Source organism: Bradyrhizobium sp. 132, from assembly GCF_023074185.1.
Lineage (GTDB): Bacteria > Pseudomonadota > Alphaproteobacteria > Rhizobiales > Xanthobacteraceae > Bradyrhizobium.
In genome coordinates this window covers 120,335-139,743 of record NZ_JADPKY010000106.1, presented here as the reverse complement: position 1 = coordinate 139,743, position 19,409 = coordinate 120,335, and the positions used below count along the sequence as shown (strand labels likewise).

The following is a 19,409-nucleotide window of genomic DNA, read 5'->3' as shown; positions in this document are numbered from 1 at the left end:
CAAAAAACAAAGACCAGGGAGGAACAAAATGAACAAGACTTCGAAAGGCAAGACATCGAAAGGATTGACGCGCCGGACCGTACTGTCGGGCGCCGCCGCCGTCGGCCTCGCCGGCGTGGCACGCGCGCAGACGCCGGCCGAGGTCAAGGTCGGACTGATCGTGCCGCTGTCGGGCATCTACACCCGCCCCGGCCAGGTGATGAAGATGGGCGCCGAGATGGGCATCGAGCACATCAACGCGCAGGGCGGCATCAAGGCGCTCGGCGGTGCCAAGCTGAAGCTTGTCGTGATCGATTGCGGCGACACCACCGAGAAGGCCAAGAACGCGGCGCAGCGCATGGTGGCGCAGGAGCCCGATCTCGTCGCCGCCACCGGCGCTTATCTCTCGTCCTTCACGCTCGCCGTGACCGAGGTGACCGAGCGCGCCGAACTGCCTGTGCTGACGCTGTCCTATTCGGACCTGCTGACCGACCGCGGCTTCAAGTACATCTTCCAGACCGCCGCGACCGCAAGCCGCCAGTCCGAGCTCGGCCTGCCGACGCTGATCAAGCTCGCCGAGAATGCATCGGGCAAGAAGCCGAAGACCGTGGCGATGCTGATGGACAACACCGCGACCTCCGTCGCCACCGCCAAAGCGCTGAAGGAAAAGCTGTTCGCGCAAGAAGGTCTCCAGCTCGTCGTCGAGGAAGTCTGGACGCCGCCATTGTCGGATGCGACCCCGCTGATCCAGAAAGTTCGCTCTGCAAAGCCGGACCTGCTGCTGTTCATGCCGAACGCGGTCTCCGACGCCAAGCTCGGTCTGGAGAAGATCAGCGAGTTCGGCCTCGGCCAGGGCAAAATTCCGACGGTGTCGTTCAGTATCACCATTGCCGAGCCCGACATGCTCCAGAGCGTGAGTCCGGAGACCGTGCAAGGCATCATGACCATCGTCGCCAACTGGGGATCGAAGGGTCACGAGGCGCTGATCGCGGAGCTCAAGGCCAAGTACAAGGAGCCGTGGATGACGCAGAACGTCATCTCGACCTATGGCGACATGTGGCTGATGAAGGAGGCGCTGGAGAAAGCCGGCAAGGCCGACCGCAACTCGGTCGCGCAGGCCTTCCGCACCCTGGATGCCGGTCCCTCGAAATACTATCCAGGCGGTCAACTCAAATTCGACGAGAAGGGCCGTCGCGTCGGCGCCGGCGTCGTCATCGTGCAATGGCAATCGGGCGTGCCTGTCACCGTTTATCCGCCCGAACTCGCGCAGTCGCAGCCGTTCTGGCCGAAGAAATCCTAACAGCGTCGCGCGTTTTTTCAGGGAGGAGAATTGTCATGACCACGAAGAGCAAGATCACGATCACGCGGCGAACGCTGCTGGCGGGCGCATCCGGTACGCTGATCGCATCCCGCGCCTGGGCGCAACAACCTGCGGAAGTGAAGGTCGGCCTGCTGGTGCCGATCTCCGGGCTTTATGCCCGGCCGGGAACGGTGATGCGTGAAGGCGCCGAGATGGCGGTCGATCACATCAACGCGCAAGGCGGCGTCAAGGCACTCGGCGGCGCCAAGCTGAAGCTCGTCGTGCTCGATTCCGGCGACACCACGGAAAAGGCCAAGAACGCCGCCCAGCGCATGGTTGCGCAGGAGACCGATCTGGTCGCGGCCAGCGGCGCGTATTTGTCCTCGTTCACGCTCGCGGTCACGGAGGTGACCGAGCGCGCCAGCCTGCCCGTCCTCACCCTCTCCTACTCCGACCTCATCACCGAGCGCGGATTCAAATACGTATTCCAGACCGCAGCCACCGCAGGTTCGCAGGCGCGGCAAGCGTTGCCCCAGATCATCAAGCTGGCGGAGACGGCCTCCGGCAAGCGTCCGAAGACGGTCGCGATCCTCACCGACAACACGGGGGCCTCGATCGCCTCCGCAAAGGCGATGCGCGAGGGCCTTCTGGCGGAGAACCAGTTGCAGCTGATCGTCGACGAGACGTTCACGCCGCCGCTGGCGGATGCGACGTCGCTGGTGCAGAAGATCCGTTCGGCCAAACCCGATCTGCTGTTCTTCCTGCCGACGGTGATCTCAGACGCGAAGCTGCTGCTCGAGAAGATGAACGAGTTCGGTCTCGGCCAGGGCAAGATTCCGACCATCTCGTTCGGCATCGCGATCGCCGAGCCGGACATGCTGCAAACCGTCAGCCCCGAGCTGCTTCAGGGCGTACTGACCTGCGTCGCAAGCTGGGGCGCCAAGGGCCACGAGGCGCTGATCGCCGAACTGAAGACCCGCTACAAGGAGCCGTGGATGACGCAGAACGCGATCTCCACCTACGGCGACATGTGGGTGATCAAGGACGCGCTCGAGAAAGCCGGTAAGGCCGATCGCGTCGCCGTCGGCGAGGCATTGCGCACCATGGATGCCGGCCCCTCGAAATACTATCCGCTGGGCGAGATCAAGTTCGACGAGAAGGGCCGCCGCGTCGGCGCCGGCATGACCATCGTGCAGTGGCAGGCAGGCGTGCCGGTGACGGTGTTCCCTCCAGCGCTCGCACTGGCACAGCCGTTCTGGCCGAAAAACTGACAACGGAGAACAACATGGACAAGGCGACTTACGACCGCGGCCTCGAAATCCGCAAGAGCGTGCTCGGCAACGAGTTCGTCGACAAGGCTATCGCTTCCGCGGACGATTTCAACCGCCCGATGCAGGATCTCACCACCGAATATTGCTGGGGCTATGTCTGGGGGCGCGAAGGGCTGGAGCGGAAGACCCGCAGCTTTCTCAATCTCGCAATGCTGTGCGCGCTCAACCGGCCGCATGAGCTGAAGACTCACGTGCGCGGTGCGCTCGCCAACGGCGCAACGCGCGAGGAAATCCGCGAGGTCTTCATGCAGGTCGCGATCTATTGCGGAGTGCCGGCCGGCGTGGATGCATTCCGAAACGCGAAGGACGTCTTCGCCGAACTCGACAACAAATAGCGAAGCGTGGCTACGATGAAGGGCAAATGGGCACTCGTGACTGGTGCGACTGCGGGCCTCGGACTGGCCGTCGCGGAAGGCCTGGCCGGCGCGGGTGCCAACATTGTCCTTCACGATCTCGTCGCGCCGAAGCAGGCCGCGGATGACCTTCGCGCCCGCTTCGGTGTCGAAATCATCGCGGCCGGCGTCGATCTCTCCCAACGCGAGGCGATCGAGGCCATGATGGCGGACCTGCTCGACCGCTGCGGCGCCATGGATATCCTCGTCAACAACGCCGTTATCAGGCATTTCTCCGCGATCGAGCAGTTTCCGCCCGATCGATGGGAGCAGGCGCTGGCCGTGAACCTGTCTGCGCCGTTCCATCTGATCCGCCTGGCGCTGCCGGCGATGAAGCAGCGCGGCTGGGGCCGCATCATCAACATGGGCTCGATCTATTCGAGCCGCGCAGTCGAGGACCGCATCGACTACGTCACCACCAAGACGGCGATTTTGGGCATGACCCGCGCCGTCGCCATTGAGACAGCCCGCAGCGGCATTACCTGCAACACGCTCTGCCCCGGCACTCTGCCGACGCCCGCCATCCTGAACAAGATCGCGGCGATCGCATCGGACAGTGACCGATCGGTAGACGACGTGACCCGTGAGTATCTCGGCGAGCGCCAGCCCACGCAGCGCTTCGTCGAAATGGATGCGGTCGCCGCCATGGTCGTCTTTCTCTGTGGAACCGCCGCAAACGACATTACCGGAGCCAGCCTGCCGATCGACGGCGGCTGGTCGGTCGCATGAGAGCATTGGAATGGGAGTGTTGTTATGACTGAACATTCGGGTCAGACCGTCGTGCTGACAGGCGCCGCCGGCGGCATCGGACGCGCCATCACCAAGGCGCTCTTGGAAAGCGGCCGCCGCGTCGTGCTGGTCGATCGCGACGCCAAGGCGCTTCAGGAGCTGGCGGCGACGGCCGGCAATGCGGTGTTTCCGATCCAGCTCGACATCAGCGACGCAAAGGCGGTGGATGGCCTGCCCGATGCCATTCCCGGTCATTTCAAACCGGTCGATGTCCTCATCAACAACGCCGGCCACGATATCGGCGGACGGACACGCTTCGACATTGGTTCCGCGGACGACTGGTCCAACATCATCCAGACCAACCTGATCGGCCTGATGCGCGTCACGCGCGCGATCCTCCCCGGCATGGTCCAGCGCAATGCCGGCCATGTCGTCAATATCAGCTCGATCAACGCGGTCCGGATCGTGCCTGACATGGCTGCCTACAGCGCCAGCAAGGCGGGCGTGCACATGTTTACCGAGACCCTCCGGGGCGAGCTGGCGGAAACTGCGATCAGGGTCACCGAGCTCCAGCCCGGCCTGACCCGGACCAACATCATCCTGACCCGCTACCGCGGCGATCAGCAGAAGGAAAAGGACTATTTCGACCAGTTCAGGATGGCGCTCGAGCCGGCCGATATCGCCCGTTCCATCGTCTTTGCCCTCGACCAGCCCCCGCACGTTCAAATTGCCGAAATGATGATTCTGCCTGTAAACCGGTTTTGAGCCCTCAAACCAAGGCCAGTCATGGACAGACGCACGGAACTGCAGTCGCTTCGCATCGAGGACGTCCCGACCGTCCGGGCGATGGTCGCGCAAAAGCTGCGCGAGGCGATCATGTCCGGAACGCTCAAGCCGGGCCAGCGGCTGGTCGAGCGCGAGCTCTGCGAGATGATGGGCGTCAGCCGTCCCTCGATCCGCGAAGCGCTGCGCGCCCTCGAGGCCGACGGGCTCGTCAATACCGTCCCGCATCGCGGCCCCGTGGTCTCGACGATCAGCCTGGAGGAGGCCCGGCAGCTCTACACGGCACGCGCGGTCCTCGAAGGCTTCGCCGGCCGCGAATGCGCCAGGCTTCACGATCCCGAAGTGGCGCGCCGGATCGGGGACGCCCTGACGCGGCTGAAGGCCGCCGCCGCCAAGCAGGATCTGGTCGGGTGCCTCGAAGCCAAGACCGACTTCTACGGCGCGCTGATCGGCGGCTGCCGCAACGCCTTCATCGAGCGCATGCTCAAGCCGCTCCACGACCGGATCCAACTGTTGCGGATCACGTCGATGTCGCAACCGAAACGGATCAACAAGAGCCTGCGCGAGGTGACCGCGATCTGGCGTGCCATCCAGAACGGCGATGCGGACCTCGCCGAACGTTGCTGCGTCGATCACATCAACGCGGCCGCGGTGGCCGCGCTCGACATGATCGAAAAATCGTCGGCGGCCAAGGAGGCGGCGCCTTCCGACGACTAAAAAAATGCCGCCAGGGAGTGTTCGATGACGTATCTCGTACGATCGCTGATCCTGTTTTTCCTGCTCTGCCCGTGTGGCGCGGCGATCGCAGACGACTACCCCACCCGCCCGGTCACGATGATCGTGCCCTTCTCCGCCGGCGGCCCCGGCGACGTCATCGCGCGGATCCTCGGCAACGCCATGAGCGCGACGCTGAAGCAGTCGATGGTCATCGAGAATGTCGTCGGCGCCGGCGGCACGCTCGGTACCAACCGCGTCGCCAAAGCCGCGCCTGACGGCTACACGCTGCTGTTGATGCATGTCGGCCAGGCCACGGCACCCTCCCTCTATGCCAAGCTGCCGTTCGACCCCGTCGGCGACTTCGCCACGATCGGGCTTGTCACCGACGTGCCGATGATCCTGGTGGCCCGGCCGAATTTTCCGGCCAAGGATCTCGGCGAGATGATCGCGCGCATCCGCAGCGAAGGCGACAAGATGACTTTCGGCAATGTCGGTCTCGGCTCGGCCTCGCAGCTCTGCGGCCTGATGTTCATGAACACCACCGACACAAAGCTTACGCCGATCTACTACAAGGGCGGCGGACCGGCGCTGAACGACGTCATCGCTGGCCACATCGACGTCTATTGCGATCCCGCGACCGGTCCGACGCCGTATATCCAGTCGAACACGATCAAGGGCTACGCGATCACAAGCAAGAAACGCGTCGGGACGCTGCCTGACGTGCCGACCTCGGCCGAAGCCGGCGTTCCCGAGTTCGACGTCACGACCTGGTACGGCCTCTACGCGCCGCGCGGCACGCCGAAGCCGGTGATCGACCGTCTCGTGAGCGCGCTGCAGACAGCCCTGAAGGATCCTGCCCTGATCAGCCGCTTTGCCGAACTCAGCATGGCTCCGGTCGAGCCCGAGCGCGCGACGCCGGAGGCGCTCGAGGCTTTCCTGAAGGCCGAGATCGGCAAATGGGGACGGATCATCAAGGCCGCGGGAATCGAACCACAGTAGATCCCACCATCAAAGGCTCGAAGCGAGGCCTTCAGGTAACACTCGACTGGCGATGATCCGCGTCGCGTACCGTCCGGAGCGACCACTCTCTTGGGATCAAGAGGCAGTACCTCTTGGATGAACAAGGGGTACAACGACTGCATGAAATGCGGGTCCGTGTTGTCCTTGGCGCATCCGAACCGCAGTTTCTGACGCGGGTTGGGATGCCCATCATTGCCACGTGCTTCTCAGGATTATCGCTGAATACCAGCAACTCCTTGGGGAAGGCCCCGTCATTGGGAAGGCAGAGCGACCAGCGGCCCCAATCATTAGAGCCACATCGGAACGATCGAAATGACGAGCAAAACCCCTAAAAGGACATTGAGGACGCGCCACTGCATCTCCGTTTCGAGCAGGCGAGCGAGCAGCAATCCGGCGGCGCACCAGAGCGAGAGAGACAGGATTGCGGCGATACCAAATGCGCACCCGAGCAGCGCACCGAGTTGAAACGGGTTGCCCGCAAGCGCAGCAAAGGAAGCTGCGGCCCCCAGCGTCATCGCCCAGCCTTTCGGGTTGTGCCATAGCAACCACACCCCGCCGAGGAAGCTGGTCGGTTTCGCGAGATTAGCTTGGAGATGGGGAGGTCCGCTGCGACCGATCTTCCAGGCAAGCCACAAGAGATAGAGCGAGCCGATCGCCTTCATAGCGAGTTGCAAGGACGGTAGCGCCAGCAAAACGCTCCCCAAGCCCGCAGCGGCCGAGGCCGCCATTGAAGCAAGGCCCACCGCGATGCCAGCCATGAGCGGTATGGAGCGACGATAACCGAAATGAGCGCCCGAGGCTGTGGCTAGGGTCGTTGCGCCTCCTGGCGTGATCGTCGAAACGATAACGAAGAGAATAAGCGGTAAGAACTCGGCGGAAGACACTCTCTGCCCCTGTTTATTGAAGCGAGAATTTACCGCGCCGCAATCCATTATGGAAACGCATGCTGTGCATGGAACGCATTACGATCCATAATACAAGGATGCGTCGTAATCTCGATATGGGGCTTCTGCGGACCTTCGTAGCCGTCGCCGATCATGCCAGTATGACGGCGGCCGGAAATGCGCTGCACCTGTCTCAAAGCGCCGTCAGTCAGCAGATCTCCCGATAGAGGATTTGTCTGGCGCTCTCTTTACGCGTGATCGCCGACGCATTCGGCTCACCGCCACAGGAGAGCGGCTGCTGGGGAAAGTCCGTCGTCTGCTGGTCCTGAATGACGAGCTTTGGTCAGACATGACTACCGAGGCGATGAGCGGGCAAGTTCGCCTGGGCGCTCCCTACGATCTCGCCGGCACGTGGCTCGCTCCAATCTTGAAAACCTACACTGAGAACCATCCGTTGGTGGACATCATGCTCGTTTGCGCCGCGTCGCCTGATCTTCTGGCGAGCACCCTGGATGGGACGATTGATGTTGCCCTTATCGAAGAACCGCTCGGGCCGTCCCGCGGCGAGTGCCTGATCGTCGATCGCTTGGTGTGGGTTGGTGCAAAGTCCGGCTCGGCACATTTGAAAACGCCGTTTCCTGTTTCGATGGTCGCCGAAACATGCGGATTCCGGCCTGCGGTCCTTCGAGCGCTAAGTGAGCACGGCGTGGCATGGCGCACTGTGTTTGAGAGCGGGAGCATCGATGCCAGCACGGCTACCGTTCGCTCAGACTTGGCGATCACGGCTTTGCTCACCTCGACCGTGCCGGCCGACCTCGAGATCGTACCTACAGAAGCGGGCCTGCCTGAGTTGCCTCCGTTTGCGATCAACCTGCATATGCCTAACGGCCACGCGCCGCCAGCCGCCACCGAACTTGCGCGGCACATCCGTGAAAGCTTGATGCGACATCTGCCGGGAACGTAAGCGCCGTCTTCAGCCTCGTTTTATCATGGGAGAGGACGAGATGAGGATCATTATAGTATGGCTGGCAACGCTCGGCTTGAGCTGCGGCGACAATAGGCTGCATCTCGCATCAGTACCGGTTGCGACCAAATTGGAAGCCGCCGTTCGTTAAGGAAGCCTCGGGCTGTTGGAAGACAGTCTGGTCCATAGAAGCAAGATGATGCGAGTTATCTGGCTTCCGGATCATGCAATTGTGGTGCGACCGCGCGCACCAACTCGGCGACAAGCATCACTGCTGGGTCCATGTCGGTGCGATGGTGCCGGACAAGATGAAGCGAGACTAGCGTCCGATCTCAAAGATAGACTTCGCGTTTCGTTGAACAGTGCTTAGGCGGCGGGACTCTGCAGCTGTCGATCCCGCACGCGACATCAACGCGAGCGGTCGGAAGCTTGCAACGCGGACAGCGTTCATAGGCTCAATTCGTATCTTGATAAGTCGAACGAACGTTCAACGCGCGAGCACTTTCATCTGCCTTCGACCAAAAACGAAACCAGCACAGAATTTCCAAATGCGAGGTAAGCGGAATTTCCAAATGCGCCGGAAAATCCTCCTTCAGCAAGGCCATTCCTTTAACAAAATCAGCATGTTGGATCTGGCTGGGGCGGGAGGGATCGAACCTCCGAATGGCGGAATCAAAATCCGCTGCCTTACCACTTGGCTACGCCCCAACAGGATGACCAACGGAACGGGGCGGAAGTACTGGCTACCGCAGATTCCCGTTGGTCGCAGCCGGTCTATAGGGAGCGAAGCGGCATTTCAACCGCCTGGAGGGGCAAAATACCACAGCCGCCGGCTGCGGACCTGCCACACCTTGTTATAGGCCTTGTTATTATACGCCCTGACAACGGCCCGTTCCGGCCCAGCGCGTTCCCTGGATCCCGACAGTTGAGACCTCCCCCGTTTCATGGGAATACGGCGGCAAGACCTGTCCACGGGAGTGAGCCATGACCTACCGCGCGCCGATCTCTGACATGCTGCTGTCGCTCAACCACGGCGCCGGCCTGAAGGCTGCCGTGGAGGCCGGCCATTACGGCGATTTCGACGGCGACATCGTGAGCGCCGTGCTGGAGGAAGCCGGCAAATTCGCAACCGACGTGCTGGCGCCGCTCAACAGGGTCGGCGACGAGCACGGCATCAAGCTCGATGCCGGCAAGGTCACGACCGCGCCGGGCTGGCCGGATGCCTACAAGCGCTGGACCGAGGGGGGCTGGAACGCAGTCTCCGGCCCCGAGGATTTTGGCGGCCAGGGCCTGCCGATCGCGATCAACGCGGCCTGCACCGAGATCTGGAGCGCCTCGAACGTCGCCTTCGGCCTCTGTCCGCTGCTGACGGCGTCGGCAATGGAGGCGCTGGACGCGCATGGCAGCGACGAGCTGAAAAAAATCTATCTCGAAAAGCTCGTCTCCGGCGAGTGGACGGGCACGATGCAGCTGACCGAGCCGCAGGCCGGCTCCGACGTCGGTGCGCTGCGCACCCGCGCCGAGAAGACGGCCGACGGCACCTATCGCATCAAGGGGACGAAGATCTTCATCACCTATGGCGAACACGACATGACCGACAACATCGTGCATTTCGTGCTGGCGCGTCTCCCGGACGCGCCAGCCGGCACCAAGGGGATCTCGCTGTTCCTCGTGCCGAAGTTCATGGTCAACGAAGACGGCTCGCTGGGGCAGCGCAACGACATTTTTGCCTCAGGCGTCGAGCACAAGCTCGGCATGCATGCCTCCCCGACCTGCACTATGACCATGGGCGATCATGGCGGCGCGATCGGCTTCCTGGTCGGCGAAGAGAACCAGGGCATGCGCTGCATGTTCACGATGATGAACCAGGCCCGCCTCGGCGTCGGCCTCGAAGGCGTCGGTGTTGCCGACCGCGCCTACCAGCAGGCCCTCGCCTACGCACAGGAACGCAAGCAGGGCCGCGCTTTCGGCAAAAAGGGTGACGGCTCCGATGCGATCTTCGTGCATCCGGACGTCAAGCGCATGTTGATGCGGATGCGGGCGCAGACCGCGGCGGCACGCACCATCTGCTATGCGACCGCCGTCGCGATCGACGTCTCGACGCGCGCCAGGGATCCGAGGGTCCGCGCGGATGCTGCCGCGCGCGCGGCGCTGCTGACGCCGATGGCCAAGGGCTATTCGACCGATGTCGGCAACGAGGTCGCCTATCTCGGCGTGCAGGTGCATGGCGGCATGGGCTTCATCGAGGAGACCGGCGCGGCCCAGCACTATCGCGATGCCCGCATCACCGCGATTTACGAGGGCACCAACGGCATCCAGGCCATCGACCTCGTCACGCGAAAGCTCGCAGCCAACGGCGGCGCGTCGGTGTGGGCGCTGCTCGACGAGCTCTCCGCAACCGTGAAGCAGGTCGAAGCCTCCAACGATCCTGCCTTCGGCACCACGGGCGTGAAACTGCGCGAGGCACTGGAGGCGCTGACGCGCACCAGCAAATGGCTCCTGGAGCGCGTCGGGTCCGCGCCGAACGAGGCGCTGGCGGGCGCGACGCCGTATCTGCAGCAATTCGGCGCCACGCTCGGGGGATGCATGCTCGCCTCCGAAGCGCTCGCCGCGAAAGCCGACGGCAACACGGACGCCGCGCGCTACGTCTCGCTGGCGCGCTTCTTCGCCGAGAACATCACCGTGCAGGCCGGCGCGCTCGAGCGCACGGTGACGGAGAGCGCGGAGTCGGTCGCGGCGGCGGATGCGGTGCTGCTGGGGTAGCTGGGACGCGTAGGGCTACGAGGCTGCGAGCTTTGCGCGCCTCCCCGGCCGCCACAGCACAATCCCCGCCGCCACAAGGTCCAGCAGGACGCACATCGCAAACGCCGTCGTGTAATCGCCGGTTACGCTGCGCACGAGACCGACGATGCCGGGGCCGAAGGCGCTGACGATGCCGCTGATCGACGTGCCCAGTCCCATCGCGGCGGCGAAGGCGCTGGCGCCGATCTCGCGCTGGATGATCAGGGGCGGGAACGTGATCATGTTGCCGATCGAGAAGCCGTAGACGGCGCAGCACACGAGCAGCACGGTCGGGCTCGTGCTCTGCACCAGAACGAACAGTGCCGCCGCCTGGCTCGTCATCGAGGCCGCGCAGGCGAGCCGCGGATCGAGCCGGTCCACGAACAGACCGAGCGACAGGCGCCCGACCACCGCCATCGCCGCCATGAGGGTGACGGCAAGTCCCGCACTGGCCCGGCCGATCAGCGGTTCGAGAAACGTCACCTGGTGGATAATGAATCCCATCTGCGCCAGCAGCGCGATCGCGATCGGCAGCACCATGGTCCAGAACGCCGCGTTGGCGAGCAGCGCCTTGCGGGACTGCGTCGGCGCGGTCGTGCCACCACCAGATGCAGTTCCACCCGATGCCCGCGACGTCCCGTCGGGCCAGCCGATGAAGATCACGACCACCGGCAGCACCAGCACCACCATCGCGATCGTGGCCGCCAGCATGGCGGAACGGAAGCCGATACTGCCGCTTAGCGTCAGCAGCAGCGGAACGAGGACGATGCCGCCGCAGGTCGCGCCGTTGTAGGCGAGACTGAGCGCCAGCCCGCGGCGCCGTTCGAACCAGGAGTTCAGCACGGTCGCGATCACCACGGTGCCCATGCCGGTCCAGCCGACCGACATCAACGCATAGGCGAGATAGAGCTGCCAGGGCGTCTGCAGCAGCGCCAGCAGCACCGTCGATGCGCCGAGCGCCGACAGGCCGCACAGGATCAGCGACCGCAGCCCGATACGGGCGAGCAGATCGTCGGTGAAGATGACGAGGACGGAGGTCAGGAGAAAGGAGAAGGTGCTCGCCGCGGAGACCAGTGTACCCGGCCAGCCATGGGCGCGTTGGAGCTCAGCGAGATAGACGCCCTGGCCGTACAGGCCGAAGCCGAACATGAAGAAGGCCATCAGGAAGCAGGCCAGCACGACGCGCCAGCCGCGGTAGTGGAACGAGGATTCGTCAACACCAGTGGCGGCAGTCATCAATCGAGCAATCGGCCAAATGGAACGCGACGGGCCCATCGTGCCGCACAACCACCGGTTTTTCAATTGAAACATTGTAGCTAATTGTTGCAACGCGCAACGGCGGATAAAGCGTAAAACGGCGCGTGTGATCCGATGTGATGCGGCGCCATGCAGGGAACGCGAGCCAAGGCTGGACGCCAGGCATCCCGGCACAGGGGGGTCGTCGAAAAGCTGGCACGTGCGGATTGGCACGCCTGCAAGATGATGTAGGCTGAGGACTACAAGACTCGTCAGCGTCGCGGCGACCGCAGGGGCCCCTTATGCCGAATGGCAATATCGTCGTCACCGAAGAGCGTGGAACGCGCGTGATCACGCTGCGCCGGCCGAGCAAGAAGAACGCGATCACGCAGGACATGTATCGCGAGATGAGCCGCGCCATCGACACGGCGCAGAACAATCCCGACATTCGCTGCATGATCATCACCGGCGGCTCCGGCGTGTTCACCGCGGGCGACGATATCGACGATTTCATGCACGCCGACACATCTCGCCCCGAGACGCTGACGGACGGAGCGAGATTCCTCTATTCACTCGCCCTGAACGTCAAGCCAATCATCGCTGCCGTGGATGGCGCGTCGATCGGCATTGGCACGGTGATGTTGTTTCACTGCGACTACGTGCTCGCATCCACGGCAGCTACTTTTTCCGCACCTTACATCCGTCTCGGGCTGGTCCCGGTCGGGGCTTCCAGCCTGCTGATGCCGAACACGATGGGGTACCAGCGCGCTTTTGCGATGTTGGTGATGGGGCGGACTTTCACCGCCGCGGAGGCCCATACCGCAGGCTTCGTCAACGCGGTGGTGTCATCGGGACACACCGAGGTCGAGGCCCGCAAAGTGGCGCGCGAGATTTGCAAGCTTCCGGCCGAGGCGGTCGCGATCTCTCGCAAATTGCTGCGCGCCGCGCCGGAAGAGCTCACCCGCCGTATCGACCAGGAAGCCCATCTGTTCGGCGAGCGGCTGAAGTCGGAAGAAGCCACCGCCGCGTTCAACACGTTTGCGGACAGGAAGAAAAAATAGGGTACCGAGAACTTTGGTGAAATCTTCGTGCGCAACGACTAGTCTGGTTCCATGCGACACGTTCTCCGCCTGACCGCCTTCTCGCTCACGCTCGCCACCCTGCCCGCGTCCGCGCAAACTGCCCCACCCGTTGAGCTGCGCATTCTCGCCCTCAACGATTTCCACGGCAATCTGCGCCCGCCGCCGGGCGGCATTCGGATCAGTGATCCCGAGGATGGGTCCAGGAAGGTGATGGTGGCGGCCGGCGGTGCGGAATACATGGCGACGCTGGTGAAGCAGCTGCGCGAGGGACACAAGAACACGATCTTCGTCGCCGCCGGCGATCTGATTGGCGCGAGCCCGTTCCTGTCGGCGATGTTCCACGACGAGCCTTCGATCGAGGCGCTCTCGATGATGGGGCTCGCGATCACTTCGGTCGGCAATCACGAATTCGACGAGGGCAAGACCGAGCTGTTGCGGATGCAGAACGGCGGTTGTCATCCAGTCGACGGCTGTCAGGGGCCGCATCCCTTCCTCGGCGCCAAATTCCACTATCTCGCGGCGTCCACCATCGAGACGGCGACCGGCAAGAGCGTGCTGCCGCCTTACGAGATCAGGGAGTTCGAGGGCATCCCCGTCGCCTTCATCGGACTGACCTTGAAAGAGACCGCGGGCATCGTCTCGCCATCAGGCATCACCGGCCTTGAATTCCGCGACGAGGCCGCGACGGTGAATGCGCAGGTCGCGCAGCTGAAGGCGCGTGGGGTCGAGGCGATCGTGGTGCTGATCCACCAGGGCGGCGAGCCGGCCGGCGACTACAATGAATGCCCTGCTATTACGGGACCGATCGTCGACATCGTCAAAAAATTCGATCGCGCCGTCGATGTCGTCGTCAGCGGCCACACTCATCGAGCTTATGTTTGCCAGGTCGACGGGCGGCTCGTCACCAGCGGCGACAAATACGGCACGCTGGTCACTGCGATCGACCTCAAGCTCGATCCGGCAACGCGCGACGTCGTCAGCGCCAGGGCCGAGAACGTCATTGTTGCCAATGCCTCGCTGCCAAAGGATCCCGAGCAGACCGCGTTGATCGACGCATACGACAGGCTTTCGGCGCCGATCGCCAACCGGCCGGCCGGATCGGTGACGCAGACGCTGTCACGGATTCCGAACGAGGCGGGCGAAAGCGCGCTCGGCGACGTCATCGCGGACGCGCAGCTCGCCGCGACCAGGAACGCCAAGGACGGCGGCGCTGTCATCGCGCTCACCAATCCCGGCGGCATCCGCACCGACATCGTGCCAAAGGAGAACGGCGCGATATCCTTCGGCGACGTTTTCGCGAGCCAGCCGTTCCGCAACCGGCTCGTCACCATGACGCTCACGGGCAGCCAGCTCAAGGACATGCTGGAGCAGCAATGGCTCGACCCGAAGCGGCCGCGGATTCTCCAGGTCTCGAACGGATTCAACTATGCCTGGGATGCGGCGAAGCCGTTCGGCGAGCGCGTCCTCGCCGACAAGATGACGCTCAATGGCAGGCTGATCGAAGCTGGAAGCGGCTACCGCGTCACTCTCAACGATTACCTCGCACTCGGTGGCGACGGCTTTACAACCGCCAAACAGGGCACGGAGCCGCAATATGGCGGCTACGACGCTGACGCGCTGTTCGCGTTCTTCAGAGCGCACGGACCGATCGGGCCGTTGCCGCTGAGCCGCATCCTGCGCGTGAATTGATCCGGATTAAACGGATCGGTCCAGGACCACCCTTTGCCATTCCCGGGGGAACGCATAGATTGGGTTTGCATTTGCGTTTTGGCGCCGGATACGCCAAGCGACCTCGAGAGCCCCGCATTTCCATGAGGCCGACCTGATGAGTACGCTTCTCCTCTCCCACAAGGCCTGCCTCGACCACGTCACGCCGCCGGGACACCCTGAAAGGCCGGACCGCCTGCGCGCCGTGGAGGAAGCGCTGTCGTCTGAGCGCTTCCAGTTCCTGGTGCGCGAACAGGCACCGGAGGGCGATCTCGATCTCGTCACGCTCTGCCACAACGAGGACTACGTCACGGAGCTGCGCCACATCGCGCCGACCAGCGGCCAGGTCTATATCGACGGCGACACCTCGATGTCGCCGGGCACGTGGGAAGCGGTGATGCGCGGCGTCGGCGGCGCGGTCGCGGCGACCGATGCGGTGATGGCGGGCGAGCATCGCAACGCCTTCGTCGCGGTACGCCCGCCCGGCCACCACGCAGAGATCGGCAAGCCGATGGGCTTTTGCTTCTTCGACAACGTCGCAATCGCCGCGCGCCACGCGCAGCGCAAATACGGCATCAAACGCGCGGCCATCGTCGATTTCGACGTGCATCACGGCAACGGCACGCAGGACATTTTCTGGTCGGACCCGACCGTGATGTACTGCTCGACGCACCAGATGCCGCTGTTTCCGGGCACCGGCGCGAAAGGCGAGCGCGGTGACCACGACACCATCGTCAACGCGCCGCTCGCCTCCGAGGATGGCGGGCCGGAATTCCGCATTGCGTTCGAGAATTTGATCCTGCCGCAGCTCGAAAAATTCAGCCCGGAGCTGCTCGTCATCTCCGCCGGCTTCGACGCGCATTATCGCGATCCATTGGCGTCGCTGAATTTGCGCGCCGAGGATTATGCATGGGTGACGCGCAAGCTGATGGACCTCGCCGACAAGAGCGCCGGGGGCCGCGTTGTTTCTGTGCTCGAAGGCGGCTACGACCTGCAAGGACTGAAAGAATCTGTTACGGCGCATGTCGGCGCCCTGATGGGCGCCTGACGCACCCGCCACATTACGCCCGCAAAACTCTGCTTTTTCTAATCTGAAGCGAATCGGGCAATCGGAAACTTATATGGCCGAAAATACCCAAATCGACATCTCCAGGCTGACCTTCGAACGCGCCATCGAGGAGCTCGAAACGATCGTGAAGCGGCTCGAGGACGGCAAGGTGCCGCTCGAGGAATCCGTGACGATCTACGAGCGCGGCGAGGCCCTGAAGCGCCGCTGCGAGGAGTTGCTGCGCCAGGCCGAGGCGCGCGTCGACAAGATCACCACCGATGCGAGCGGCCAGGCCACCGGCACCGCGCCGCTCGACGTCCAGTAAGGGCGCCGCACTTCAAAGCCGCCCGTCTCAAGCATCCGCCGCCCCGCAATTTTTCACGATCGCACGCCGATCTCCCGATCATGAGGCCCGGAAGCCAGGCGGGAACCCCAAGAATTTGCCTGCGCGGAAGCGCTCCGGCTCCGCAAATCCGGTCGAACGACCTCCCTCTCGGCTGAAATCCTGCCGAGGAACCGGGCAAAACTGGAACTCTTCCGCTCCCGCCACGATTAACCACTCTGGCCCGCCAGTTGCACCGGCATGCCCCGTAAGCAGGCCAGCGGGTTGGCTTTGGCCCAAGCTTTGGTGTAAAGCTGCGCGCAGTGTGGCTTTTTGTAAGCCTTGTGTGGGCACCGATTACCGACAACAAGGGCTTCAAACTGCTGATGAAATTGGTTGGGACGGACGAAGCCGACCTACGTGACATGGATCACAGAGACTGAACCGGAGCGCACTTAGGCTCACCTAAGCTTGAAGACGGGGCGTTGCCCCATGCAGGTGGCTCCGACGGTTTAAGGACTCGCGCTGCGCCGATATTGTGCAAACCCATCGCGCACCGGAACGATCTTCCGGCGCTGACAAATTGGAAATCGCCGTGAACGCATACAGTAAGACGCCGCTTCTCGACACCATCCGGACGCCGGATGATTTGCGCAAGCTCAAGATCGAGCAGGTTCGTCAGGTCGCCGACGAGCTGCGGCAGGAGACCATCGATGCTGTTTCGGTCACCGGCGGTCACTTCGGCGCGGGCCTCGGCGTGGTCGAACTCACCACCGCGATCCATTACGTCTTCGACACGCCGCGCGACCGGCTGATCTGGGACGTCGGTCACCAGGCCTATCCGCACAAGATCCTCACCGGCCGGCGTGACCGCATCCGCACGCTGCGCACCGGCGGCGGCCTGTCCGGCTTCACCAAGCGCAGCGAGAGCGATTACGATCCGTTCGGCGCGGCCCATTCCTCGACCTCGATCTCTGCCGGCCTCGGCATGGCGGTCGCGCGCGACCTCTCCGGCGGCACGAACAACGTTATCGCCGTGATCGGTGACGGCGCGATGTCAGCCGGCATGGCTTACGAGGCCATGAACAATGCGGGCGCGATGAATTCGCGCCTGATCGTCATCCTCAACGACAACGACATGTCGATCGCGCCGCCGGTCGGCGCGATGAGCGCCTATCTGTCGCGACTTTACTCGGGCAAGACCTATCGCACGCTGCGCGATGCGGCCAAGCAGATCAACAAGCGCCTGCCGAAGATCCTCGCCAACCGCGCCAACCGCGTCGAGGAATACTCCCGCGGCTTCATGATGGACGGCGGCACTCTGTTCGAGGAGCTCGGCTTCTATTACGTCGGCCCGATCGACGGCCATAACCTCGATCATCTCCTGCCCGTGCTGAAGAACGTCCGCGACATGGAGACCGGCCCGATCCTGGTCCACGTCGTGACCCAGAAGGGCAAGGGCTACGGCCCGGCGGAAGCTTCCGCCGACAAGTACCACGCCGTCGTCAAGTTCGACGTCGCGACCGGCACCCAGGCCAAGTCCAAGCCGAATGCGCCGGCCTATCAGAACGTATTCGGCGCGAGCCTCGTCAAGGAAGCCGAAAAGGACGACAAGATCGTCGCCATCACCGCGGCGATGCCGTCCGGCACCGGCGTCGACATCTTCAACAAGGCGTTCCCGGACCGCACCTTCGACGTCGGTATCGCCGAGCAGCACGCGGTGACCTTCGCCGCAGGTCTTGCCACCGAAGGCTACAAGCCGTTCTGCGCGATCTACTCGACCTTCCTGCAGCGCGGCTACGACCAGATCGTGCATGACGTCGCGATCCAGAACCTGCCCGTCCGCTTCGCCATCGACCGCGCCGGCCTCGTCGGCGCCGACGGCGCGACGCATGCCGGCTCGTTTGACAACGCCTATCTCGGCTGTCTGCCGAACATGGTCATCATGGCGCCGTCCGACGAAGCCGAAATGGTCCACATGGTCGCAACCCAGGTCGCGATTAACGACCACCCGAGCGCGCTGCGCTATCCGCGCGGCGAAGGCCGCGGCGTCGAAATGCCCGACGTCGGCGTTCCCCTCGAAATCGGCAAGGGCCGTGTGGTCCGCGAGGGCAGCAAGATCGCCCTGCTCTCCTTCGGCACGCGCCTCGCCGAATGCGAGAAGGCGGCCGACGAGCTCGTAGCTCACGGCCTCTCCACCACGATCGCCGACGCGCGCTTCATGAAGCCGCTCGACACCGAGCTGGTGCTCAAGCTCGCCCGCGACCACGAGATCCTGATCACGATCGAGGAAGGCTCGGTCGGCGGTTTCGGTTCGCATGTCGCCCAATTCCTGACCGATCAGGGCGCGCTCGATAGTGGCATGGTGCGTTTCCGCTCCCTGGTGCTGCCCGACGTGTTCCTGGACCACGATACGCCGGCCGCGATGTATGGCCGTGCCGGTCTCGATGCCAAGGGCATCGTCGCCAAGGTGTTCGAGGCGCTCGGCAAGGACGTCAAGGCCGAGACGGTCAAGCTCGCCTAACAGCGGGCTTCGACCTTCTGGGAAGCAGCTCTCATGAAAATCTATCTGGCGGGCCCCGACGTGTTCCTGCCAGATGCGGTCGAGATCGGCCGGCAGAAAGCCGCGATCTGCGCCGCTCACGGCCTCACCGGCCTCTATCCCCTCGACAACGAGATCGACCTCGCCGCGCCTGATGCGTCGCGGCAGATCTTTTGCGGCAACGAGGCGATGATGGACGCGGCCGATGCCATCCTCGCAAACCTCACGCCGTTCCGCGGCGCCGGCGCCGATCCCGGCACCGTCTACGAGCTCGGCTACATGGCCGGCCGCCGCAAGTTCTGCCTCGCCTATTCCAACGACGGCGCTGCCTATGCCGACCGTGTCGGGCGCTTCGTGGATGTGACGTCCGAAGAGGGGCGGCTGGTCGACGCGCAGGGGCTGACGGTCGAAGACTTTGGACTCGTCGATAATCTTATGATGATCCACGCGTTGGAGCTGCATGGCTGCCCGCTCGTGACGCCTGCGCAGATGCCGATCGACGTCTGGCACGATCTGGCCGCCTTCGAGGCTTGCGTCCGGATGGCAGCCGCGCGATTGATCGCTATATAAGCGCAAATTCTCTTTCGGAGAA

General features: G+C 63.6%; 18 protein-coding genes and 1 tRNA gene. 16 read left to right on the top strand and 3 right to left on the bottom strand.

The window, feature by feature from the left end:
• Window positions 1-28 precede the first annotated feature (28 nt).
• The 7 genes from IVA74_RS22290 to IVA74_RS22260 are packed head-to-tail and all read left to right on the top strand — an operon-like array spanning window position 29 to window position 6,230.
• On the top strand, window positions 29-1,279 hold the full coding sequence (locus IVA74_RS22290) for an ABC transporter substrate-binding protein (protein WP_247348102.1): 1,251 nt from the start codon (window positions 29-31) through the stop codon (window positions 1,277-1,279).
• Window positions 1,280-1,314: 35 nt separating this feature from the next.
• Entirely contained in the window at window positions 1,315-2,550 is a 1,236-nt protein-coding gene (locus tag IVA74_RS22285; protein ID WP_247348100.1) for an ABC transporter substrate-binding protein, read from the top strand.
• A gap of 14 nt (window positions 2,551-2,564) precedes the next feature.
• Window positions 2,565-2,945, top strand: a complete 381-nt coding sequence (locus IVA74_RS22280) for a carboxymuconolactone decarboxylase family protein (RefSeq protein WP_247348098.1) — start codon at window positions 2,565-2,567, stop codon at window positions 2,943-2,945.
• Window positions 2,946-2,960: 15 nt separating this feature from the next.
• Window positions 2,961-3,731, top strand: a complete 771-nt coding sequence (locus IVA74_RS22275) for an SDR family oxidoreductase (RefSeq protein WP_247348096.1) — start codon at window positions 2,961-2,963, stop codon at window positions 3,729-3,731.
• A 24-nt stretch (window positions 3,732-3,755) separates the two neighbouring features.
• The gene (locus IVA74_RS22270) at window positions 3,756-4,496 is read left to right on the top strand and encodes an SDR family oxidoreductase (protein WP_247348094.1); all 741 of its coding nucleotides are present in this window, start codon (window positions 3,756-3,758) and stop codon (window positions 4,494-4,496) included.
• 21 nt (window positions 4,497-4,517) lie between these two features.
• On the top strand, window positions 4,518-5,231 hold the full coding sequence (locus IVA74_RS22265; protein ID WP_247348092.1) for a GntR family transcriptional regulator: 714 nt from the start codon (window positions 4,518-4,520) through the stop codon (window positions 5,229-5,231).
• A gap of 24 nt (window positions 5,232-5,255) precedes the next feature.
• Window positions 5,256-6,230, top strand: coding sequence for a tripartite tricarboxylate transporter substrate-binding protein (locus IVA74_RS22260; RefSeq protein WP_247348090.1), 975 nt, complete (start codon window positions 5,256-5,258; stop codon window positions 6,228-6,230).
• Window positions 6,231-6,538: 308 nt separating this feature from the next.
• On the opposite strand, the gene IVA74_RS22255 is transcribed toward IVA74_RS22260, so the two are convergent.
• Entirely contained in the window at window positions 6,539-7,135 is a 597-nt protein-coding gene (locus IVA74_RS22255) for a LysE family transporter (protein WP_247348088.1), read from the bottom strand.
• A gap of 59 nt (window positions 7,136-7,194) precedes the next feature.
• Between IVA74_RS22255 and IVA74_RS41215 the strand changes: the two genes are divergently transcribed.
• Window positions 7,195-7,362, top strand: coding sequence for a LysR family transcriptional regulator (locus IVA74_RS41215; protein ID WP_346730970.1), 168 nt, complete (start codon window positions 7,195-7,197; stop codon window positions 7,360-7,362).
• Between the two features lie 122 nt (window positions 7,363-7,484).
• Complete coding sequence (locus tag IVA74_RS22250; RefSeq protein ID WP_346730969.1) at window positions 7,485-8,099, top strand: LysR substrate-binding domain-containing protein; 615 nt, start codon at window positions 7,485-7,487, stop codon at window positions 8,097-8,099.
• Window positions 8,100-8,732: 633 nt separating this feature from the next.
• On the opposite strand, the gene IVA74_RS22245 is transcribed toward IVA74_RS22250, so the two are convergent.
• Window positions 8,733-8,807 (bottom strand) — tRNA-Gln (locus IVA74_RS22245).
• 276 nt (window positions 8,808-9,083) lie between these two features.
• On the opposite strand from IVA74_RS22245, the gene IVA74_RS22240 reads away from it, so the two are divergent.
• Entirely contained in the window at window positions 9,084-10,862 is a 1,779-nt protein-coding gene (locus IVA74_RS22240) for an acyl-CoA dehydrogenase (protein WP_247348085.1), read from the top strand.
• Window positions 10,863-10,877: 15 nt separating this feature from the next.
• Here IVA74_RS22240 and IVA74_RS22235 read toward each other — a convergent pair whose 3' ends face one another.
• Window positions 10,878-12,116, bottom strand: a complete 1,239-nt coding sequence (locus tag IVA74_RS22235) for an MFS transporter (RefSeq protein ID WP_247348083.1) — start codon at window positions 12,114-12,116, stop codon at window positions 10,878-10,880.
• 302 nt (window positions 12,117-12,418) lie between these two features.
• Between IVA74_RS22235 and IVA74_RS22230 the strand changes: the two genes are divergently transcribed.
• From IVA74_RS22230 to IVA74_RS22205, 6 genes are all read left to right on the top strand, one after another.
• Complete coding sequence (locus IVA74_RS22230) at window positions 12,419-13,177, top strand: enoyl-CoA hydratase-related protein (protein WP_247348081.1); 759 nt, start codon at window positions 12,419-12,421, stop codon at window positions 13,175-13,177.
• A 51-nt stretch (window positions 13,178-13,228) separates the two neighbouring features.
• Window positions 13,229-14,887 (top strand): bifunctional metallophosphatase/5'-nucleotidase, encoded by a 1,659-nt coding sequence (locus tag IVA74_RS22225; protein ID WP_247348079.1) that lies wholly within the window; start codon window positions 13,229-13,231, stop codon window positions 14,885-14,887.
• Between the two features lie 136 nt (window positions 14,888-15,023).
• Entirely contained in the window at window positions 15,024-15,953 is a 930-nt protein-coding gene (locus tag IVA74_RS22220; RefSeq protein WP_247348077.1) for a histone deacetylase family protein, read from the top strand.
• Between the two features lie 73 nt (window positions 15,954-16,026).
• A complete protein-coding gene (locus IVA74_RS22215; RefSeq protein ID WP_007594646.1) occupies window positions 16,027-16,278 on the top strand; it encodes an exodeoxyribonuclease VII small subunit in 252 nt (83 codons plus the stop codon).
• 592 nt (window positions 16,279-16,870) lie between these two features.
• Window positions 16,871-18,799, top strand: coding sequence for a 1-deoxy-D-xylulose-5-phosphate synthase (dxs, locus tag IVA74_RS22210; protein WP_247348075.1), 1,929 nt, complete (start codon window positions 16,871-16,873; stop codon window positions 18,797-18,799).
• 33 nt (window positions 18,800-18,832) lie between these two features.
• Window positions 18,833-19,387 carry a nucleoside 2-deoxyribosyltransferase gene (locus tag IVA74_RS22205; RefSeq protein WP_247348073.1) on the top strand — a complete coding sequence of 185 codons (555 nt, stop codon included), beginning with the start codon at window positions 18,833-18,835 and terminating at the stop codon, window positions 19,385-19,387.
• Window positions 19,388-19,409: the final 22 nt, after the last annotated feature.